The sequence below is a fragment of the Moorena sp. SIO3E8 genome, assembly GCF_010692445.1.
GTDB classification, from domain to species: Bacteria; Cyanobacteriota; Cyanobacteriia; order Cyanobacteriales; family Coleofasciculaceae; genus Moorena; species Moorena bouillonii.
Map to the genome: position 1 here is coordinate 1 of NZ_JAAHHM010000237.1, position 6,416 is coordinate 6,416.

Genomic DNA, 6,416 nt, shown 5'->3' on the forward strand with positions numbered 1-6,416 from the left:
TTGTTCTTCCCTATTATGGTAGCTTCGTCAGTTGTGCAACACAGCCTTGATTGTCGGAAAGTTTTATTCCACTCTTTGTTTCTTTTGTCAAGTACAATTTATACCAAGTTCAATGCGATTACCCTGCCACTGATGCGGAGTAAGGTTTCTCGGAGGTTGGCTTGTTTTGCTTCTAGTTCCGCTAGCATTTTTTGACCAGCTTCATATTCTGATTTTAGGGATTTTAAGCGTTGTTCGAGTTTTTCTTTCATGGTTTAATTTAATCGGTAATAAAAAGGGATCTCAAGGTCAAAATTATGGTCAATAAACTATGGATCTTGGGTTGTTTGGGCATTGGTGGGCATTGCCCATGTAATTGCTCGGTGTTCAATAATGATCTTTATCAGCAATTCCCACCCTACAATTCTACTCAGCAATGCCCACCCTAGGATTGTTGTTGTTTGGTTGGGCTTTCAATCCCATCATTTTACCCTACCTCCAAGTCTTGCTCAACTTAGTCATCTGACACTAGTTGATTTAGTTGAAGTTCCAATTGATTGATCCGTTGTTCATAGTTGCTGCTCTTGTGAGCCATATCTTTTATAACTTCAACTAAGTACATGCTTATTTTTCGGTAATTAATTGCTTCAGGTAACCCCTGTTCGTCATAGTAAACAAGTTTGTTAAGACCAATTTCGTTAAACTCCTCAGCAATGTATCCAATTTCCCAACGATTGGGATGGTTAGGTCGTGTATAAGTCTTGGGTTCTACTGTCAAAATTTTCTCAAAATCGTCTTCCAGAGAAATGATCTTTTCTTTCGTTTTAGCGGAAGAATTGTCGTGATATAATTGTCCCGTACTACTCTTCCACTGTGCATTTTTGTGATCACCATAAGGGACATTAGTAACATATAAACCACCACCTACATTAAGATTACCAGGGAAAATGGAATTGTGATTATCACCACCTCGCAATATAGTATCTCCATTGCTTCCCCCTAATTTTAGGAAGCCATAATCACCACTCGCCACATGCAATTTTATGATGTTAGTTTTATTGGTTGCAGCAATTTTCAATCCTTGACCTGCTGCCGAGTGAATGTGTAATGGTTCTTCAGCGGGATTAATGCCGATACCAACATTACCTGCGAAGTAGTTATCTCTAGTACCTCCAAACCATGCAGAATTGCTTGCACTCCCAGTCCATCCATCATGCTCTACAAAGAAACGAACTGCTTCCCCTTCACTTCTCACTTGGAAGATCGGGTGACCAGCACTGGGATTGGTTTGGACTCGATAGACTAAGCCGGTTGCCTCTTGAGTACCGTCACCGCGATGATTGTTGCTGTTGGGAGCTTCCATCAGCAGAGCTCGCTCACCAGAGGTGTTCTTGCTAGCACTAAAGCTGCCAGTAACAGTTAAATTCCCTTGTACTTTTAATTTCGATGAACCTGGATCCGTTGTGCCAATGCCAACATTACCGTCACTACCTTGTACAAATAATTGTTTTTCGTGGCGTCCGATATAGACATTGGAATTTGAACCAGAATCTGGATTGAGATAAAGATGCTTACCATCAGTTTTAGCATTGATATTCCATCCACTTGACCAGCCAACAATCTCTAACTGACCCATTCCACTGCTACCAAATTTAACATCTACAAAATCTGATGTTGAATCGGCAATTTTCAATTTCGATGAACCTGGATCTGTGGTGCCAATACCAACATTACCTGCGAAGTAGTTAGCTCTTTCAGTACATCCAAACCATGCAGAATTGCATTCACTGCCAGTCCATCCATCATGCTCTACAAATAAACGAACTGCTTCTCCTTCGCTTCTGACTTGGAAGATCGGGTCACCTTCAGGGGGATTTTCTTGGACTCGATAGACTAAGCCGGTTCCCCCTTGAGTACCACCTTCACCACGATAATCGTGCTCGCTGGGAACTTCCATCAGCAGAGGTCGCTCACCAGAGGTGTTGCTGCTAGCACTAAAGCTGCCAGTAACAGTTAAATTCCCTTGTACTTTTAATTTCGATGAACCTGGATCTGTGGTGCCAATACCAACATTACCTGCGAAGTAGTTAGCTCTTTCAGTACCTCCAAACCATGCAGAATTGCTCGTACTCCCAGTCCATCCATCATGCTCTACAAAGAAACGAACTGCTTCCCCTTCGCTTCTGACTTGGAAGATCGGGTCACCTTCAGGGGGATTTTCTTGGACTCGATAGACTAAGCCGGTTGCCCCTTGAGTACCGTCACCACGATGATTGCCCTCGTTGGGAGCTTCCATCAGCAGAGTACGCTCACCAGAGACGTTGCTGCTAGCACTAAAGCTGCCAGTAACAGTTAAATTCCCTTGTACTTTTAATTTCGATGAACCTGGATTTGTGGTGCCAATACCAACATTACCGTTGTTTCCATTAAAGAAGTATCCATAGTTACTAGCATCTGAAGATCTGATCCAAAAGTTAGAGTCACCACTATTATCAGCTCCACTACCAATTTCAGTGTATGCATCACTCGGCTGATTATAAAATTTGATTACATCACTAGATAAAACGGCTATGTCGCCGTTAACTACCAATTTTGCTTGAGTTGGATTTGCGGTGCCAATACCAACATTACCATCACTACCTCTGACAAATAATTCTTTTCCGTTGCGTCCGATATAGACATTGGAATTTGAACCAGAATCTCGATTGAGATGAAGATGCTTACCATCAGTGTTAGCATTGATATTCCATCCACTTGACCAGCCAACCATCTCCAACTGACCCATGCCATTGCTACCAAATTTAACATCTACAAAATCTGATGTTGAATGGGCAATTTTCAATTTCGATGAACCTGGATCTGTGCTGCCAATACCAACATTACCTGCGAAGTAGTTAGCTCTTTCAGTACCTCCAAACCATGCAGAATTGCTCGTACTCCCAGTCCATCCATTATGCTCTACAAAGAAACGAATTGCTTCCCCTTCACTTCTGACTTGGAAGATCGGGTCACCTTCAGGGGGATTTTCTGCCACTCGATAGACTAAGCCGGTTGCCCCTTGAGTACCGTCACCGCGATGATTGCCGTCGCTGGGAGCTTCCATCAGCAGAGGTCGCTCACCAGATGCGTTGCTGCTGAAGCTTAAACTTCCATTTACTGTGGTATCACCTGTAACACTCAAATCTCCCTCAATAACAACCAAACTACTGGCACTATTACCACCAGAACGCAGGGTTGGTCCAGTGATTGCACCACTATCCAAATTACCACTAGGCAAACGCACTCCAGAATACTGGCGTACACTGAGATCAGGAGTCACATTACCGTTTCCAGCAATTGCCAGCTTTGCCAGAACAATCGAGTCCTCAGGCACATTTCCCAGGGTAGCAACTTGGATATTGGGCTTTTCGTGCCAGCGCCTGGCACCACTGCTACCCAAACCTCCATCAGTTGTCTGATCCGATTGTTCCTCTTGATAGGAAATAACTAAGTAAACTTCCTGACTTTGATACCCGCTAAGATTGATTGGCGAAGAGTCTGTACTCAGAATAATCTGCCGACCTTCACTGTCAAGAGCAGTACCAGGGGTAACAATCACCTGATTAGTGTCAGTCTTAAGAGTCAAACCATCACAAATGCCCGAAACCCGGAGGAATTGGTCTAGGCGGCGCTGTCGATCAATATGATACTTTTGTTCATCAATAAAATCCTGGTCTTTTAAAAACTCACCATCGAAGTAGCGTACTCGCTTGTCAATGTAAGGATACTGAATATAATCTGCCATTTTAATTCTCCCTTAGTTACGATATGGTTGTGGTGCCCAATAGTGTAGTCTCCCCAACGATGATGCCTGGTTTACTATCAGTGGGCTCATTAATAATTTGCATACCGGGTACTAACACCCGCAAAGCATAAAACGTGTGAGCTGGTTTCTCTTGATTGACAATTGCCTTAGCAATCTCTTCTTGACGTTGGAGCAGTTTAGGGTCTCGCTCATTCAAGGTGATTGTCACCTGGAAGTAATGAGCAGGTTGTTCAAATTCGTAGATTTTGACGTCTTCTTGAGTGTAAAGTTCTAGCATTTGCTTCACTCCCGTCTTAGTCCCCCGTTGGCGATAGAGAGGGACAATATTGCTGATAAATCGGCGTTTAGTCTCCTCAGTCCAATCATCTCGCAAACTTAACGCCACCCAACTGGCCAGCCAAGGTATAAACTCAGTTGGTGCTATCTCTGACTCTACTGGTAAATCAGGATGATTATAGGGATTGAAGTAAGTAGGGATACGCTCAATGTACTCTTCTAGAGCCAACTGTTCAGGATTTGGATCATCAGTATCCCTAGGTAAAAAACCACTCATTACCCGCTCAAACGCTAGCAGGAACCGACCAACAAAAGGGTCTTCCTGAAAGTTAGCTGGTAGATAGTTTAGATAGCTACTTAGATTGTTGGACATAAGCGCGTTTGTATCTAGGTTTTTAACACAGTTCTTGTCGAAAAAGGGAATAGGGAATAGGGAATAGTGGGGAGATGGGGAGATGGGGAGGTGGGGAGATGGGGAGATGGGGAGATAGGGTGATGGGGAGATCACTTGCCTGTTCCCTGTTCCCTATTCCCTGTTCCCTACTCCCTACTCCCTACTCCCTACTCCCTACTCCCTACTCCCTACTCCCTAGCTAGTTAATTGCCATTGCTCCCCTATGTATTCCATGATTACTAAATTTAACTGTACGTTAAAGTCTACTAACTCATAGTTTTTCAGCTTAACTCTGATCAGCTCTTTTTCGATAAACTGGTAGCTTTCTTTAGGTTTACTGCGTTCCTCCCGCCAGGTTCTTAACTGAACCACCTTTGTCCCTGTGGTTGGAGCTTGGCTGAGAGGTTGTTTGAGGGTAATTTTATTGCTGGAAAAATCAACAGTGTCAATTTCTCTATTTTCTGGATTGCTATTAGTAGAAATGATCCCAACCGTATCCCCCGCTGCCAATCCCGTTACTTGATTCACCTTGAACTCAAGGTTGGAGATCACTTCGGTAATCTCAAAACTAAGGGGACGGACAACCATTGTTCCCAGTCCATAAGCTTTATTTAAGGCTGAAGACAAGGTCAATTGTTTTAGTCCTTGCTCAATACTACTAATCGTATAGTATTCCTGATCACTACTGCTGGGGTCTAGTTGAATAGTATCCCCTAAGTTAAAACCGGTGGTGTCTTTAACCGTAATCTGAGTCTGGGATCTTGAGCTTGCCTGAGTTAAAACAGTAGTGGTTAGATCAATGGTTAGCTCATGAGTATGAACCATGACATCCTCGACATAGTCCACTCCAGGGATGCGATCGAGTAATTGATATAGCTCCGAAACGTAAATACTCCTACCAAAAGGCCAACCCTGACCATCCCAATAAGACTGGGAATTAACTGGGTGGAAGAAAGCTTGTGCTTCCTGGTTTGCCTGGTCTTGAACCTGCTGGGCATTGCCCCCCGCCACTAGATAGAGTCGCGCCCAAACTCGCAAGGGTAGGTAGTCTGGGGTAACTACGTGATGGCGTACAGTCAGCAACCGCCGTTCATCCAAGAAAGACCATAAGCCTTGCAAGAGTGAAGCAGTGATATTGGGTTTATACCAACTGGCTCCTTGGATAGTTCCATGATTTTGGTTAGGAGTCTTATTATTAGCAATGATACCAGAGCCTTCATCCAAATCCCAGCAACCAACTAATCCCTTTTCTGTACCGTTAAGAAAGTTATTTATCTCCTGTTTAATATCTGCCTGCAAGCGGACTTCCCCCCAAACCCGGAATTGAGTAATTATGCCTTGGAAATAATGGCTTTGGTTACCTCGACAGCCAAGATAAAGGGATGAATCATTAATAGTATTACCTGAGGTGATATCGTCAGTAAAGCCTTCTAATTACCCATCAAGATATAAGTAAAGTGTTGAACTATCTTTGACAAAAGCAACGTGATGAAAATTGTCATCATTAATGGCTTTGGTAGAACTAATGGTAGCAAAGTTAGTACCATCACTTCTAATTACCTGGATTTTACCCGATTGGTTGTCATATCTAATCCCATAAGGAAAACCCCCAGAACCACTACCTTTTTCTAAGATACTATTATAGGTTTCTTGGGTTCTAGCTTGGACTTTTTCAGGTCTGACCCAAAGTTCAATGGTAAAATTTTGATCCTTAGCTTGATCGTTAGCAAAATTGAGTTGGTCTGAATGAGGGATTTCCAGATAATCATCCTGGCCATCAAAGGAGAGCAAACTGTAGTTATCAGCCAAAGTTTGAGGAACCACCAGCAAGCTAATGCAGCGCGGTAGAAATGCTTGAGCAGCTGCGGATAATGGTGAAACAGAAGGATGAACCGCTGACCCACTCGATGCTCAGCTCATCCGATTACACTCTTCACAACTAGGCTATGCCTAACCCCCATC

Annotated in this window: 6 protein-coding genes; 1 reads left to right on the plus strand and 5 read right to left on the minus strand. The window is 43.4% G+C overall.

The features are described 5' to 3' along the window. Positions 1-98: 98 nt before the first annotated feature. From F6K46_RS37630 to F6K46_RS37640, 3 genes are all read right to left on the minus strand, one after another. The gene (locus tag F6K46_RS37630) at positions 99-251 is read right to left on the minus strand and encodes a hypothetical protein (protein ID WP_293067920.1); all 153 of its coding nucleotides are present in this window, start codon (positions 249-251) and stop codon (positions 99-101) included. Between the two features lie 242 nt (positions 252-493). Then, positions 494-3,763, minus strand: a complete 3,270-nt coding sequence (locus F6K46_RS37635; RefSeq protein WP_293067922.1) for a tail fiber domain-containing protein — start codon at positions 3,761-3,763, stop codon at positions 494-496. 16 nt (positions 3,764-3,779) lie between these two features. Further along, positions 3,780-4,433: a phage tail protein I gene (locus F6K46_RS37640; RefSeq protein WP_293067924.1), complete on the minus strand. Its 654-nt coding sequence runs from the start codon at positions 4,431-4,433 to the stop codon at positions 3,780-3,782. A gap of 74 nt (positions 4,434-4,507) precedes the next feature. On the opposite strand from F6K46_RS37640, the gene F6K46_RS37645 reads away from it, so the two are divergent. Then, positions 4,508-4,657: a hypothetical protein gene (locus F6K46_RS37645; protein WP_293067926.1), complete on the plus strand. Its 150-nt coding sequence runs from the start codon at positions 4,508-4,510 to the stop codon at positions 4,655-4,657. Here the strand turns inward: F6K46_RS37645 and F6K46_RS37650 are convergent. Further along, positions 4,650-5,753, minus strand: a complete 1,104-nt coding sequence (locus tag F6K46_RS37650) for a hypothetical protein (RefSeq protein WP_293067928.1) — start codon at positions 5,751-5,753, stop codon at positions 4,650-4,652. The genes F6K46_RS37645 and F6K46_RS37650 overlap by 8 nt on opposite strands. 135 nt (positions 5,754-5,888) lie before the next feature. Next, positions 5,889-6,263, minus strand: coding sequence for a LamG domain-containing protein (locus F6K46_RS37655; protein ID WP_293067930.1), 375 nt, complete (start codon positions 6,261-6,263; stop codon positions 5,889-5,891). Between the last annotated feature and the right edge of the window lie 153 nt (positions 6,264-6,416).

Bases quoted from the DNA above. Each gene is read 5' to 3' on its own strand.
- F6K46_RS37630 (WP_293067920.1), bottom strand. From the start codon at position 251: ATGAAAGAAAAACTCGAACAACGCTTAAAATCCCTAAAATCAGAATAT.
- F6K46_RS37635 (WP_293067922.1), bottom strand. From the start codon at position 3,763: ATGGCAGATTATATTCAGTATCCTTACATTGACAAGCGAGTACGCTAC.
- F6K46_RS37640 (WP_293067924.1), bottom strand. From the start codon at position 4,433: ATGTCCAACAATCTAAGTAGCTATCTAAACTATCTACCAGCTAACTTT.
- F6K46_RS37645 (WP_293067926.1), top strand. From the start codon at position 4,508: ATGGGGAGATGGGGAGGTGGGGAGATGGGGAGATGGGGAGATAGGGTG.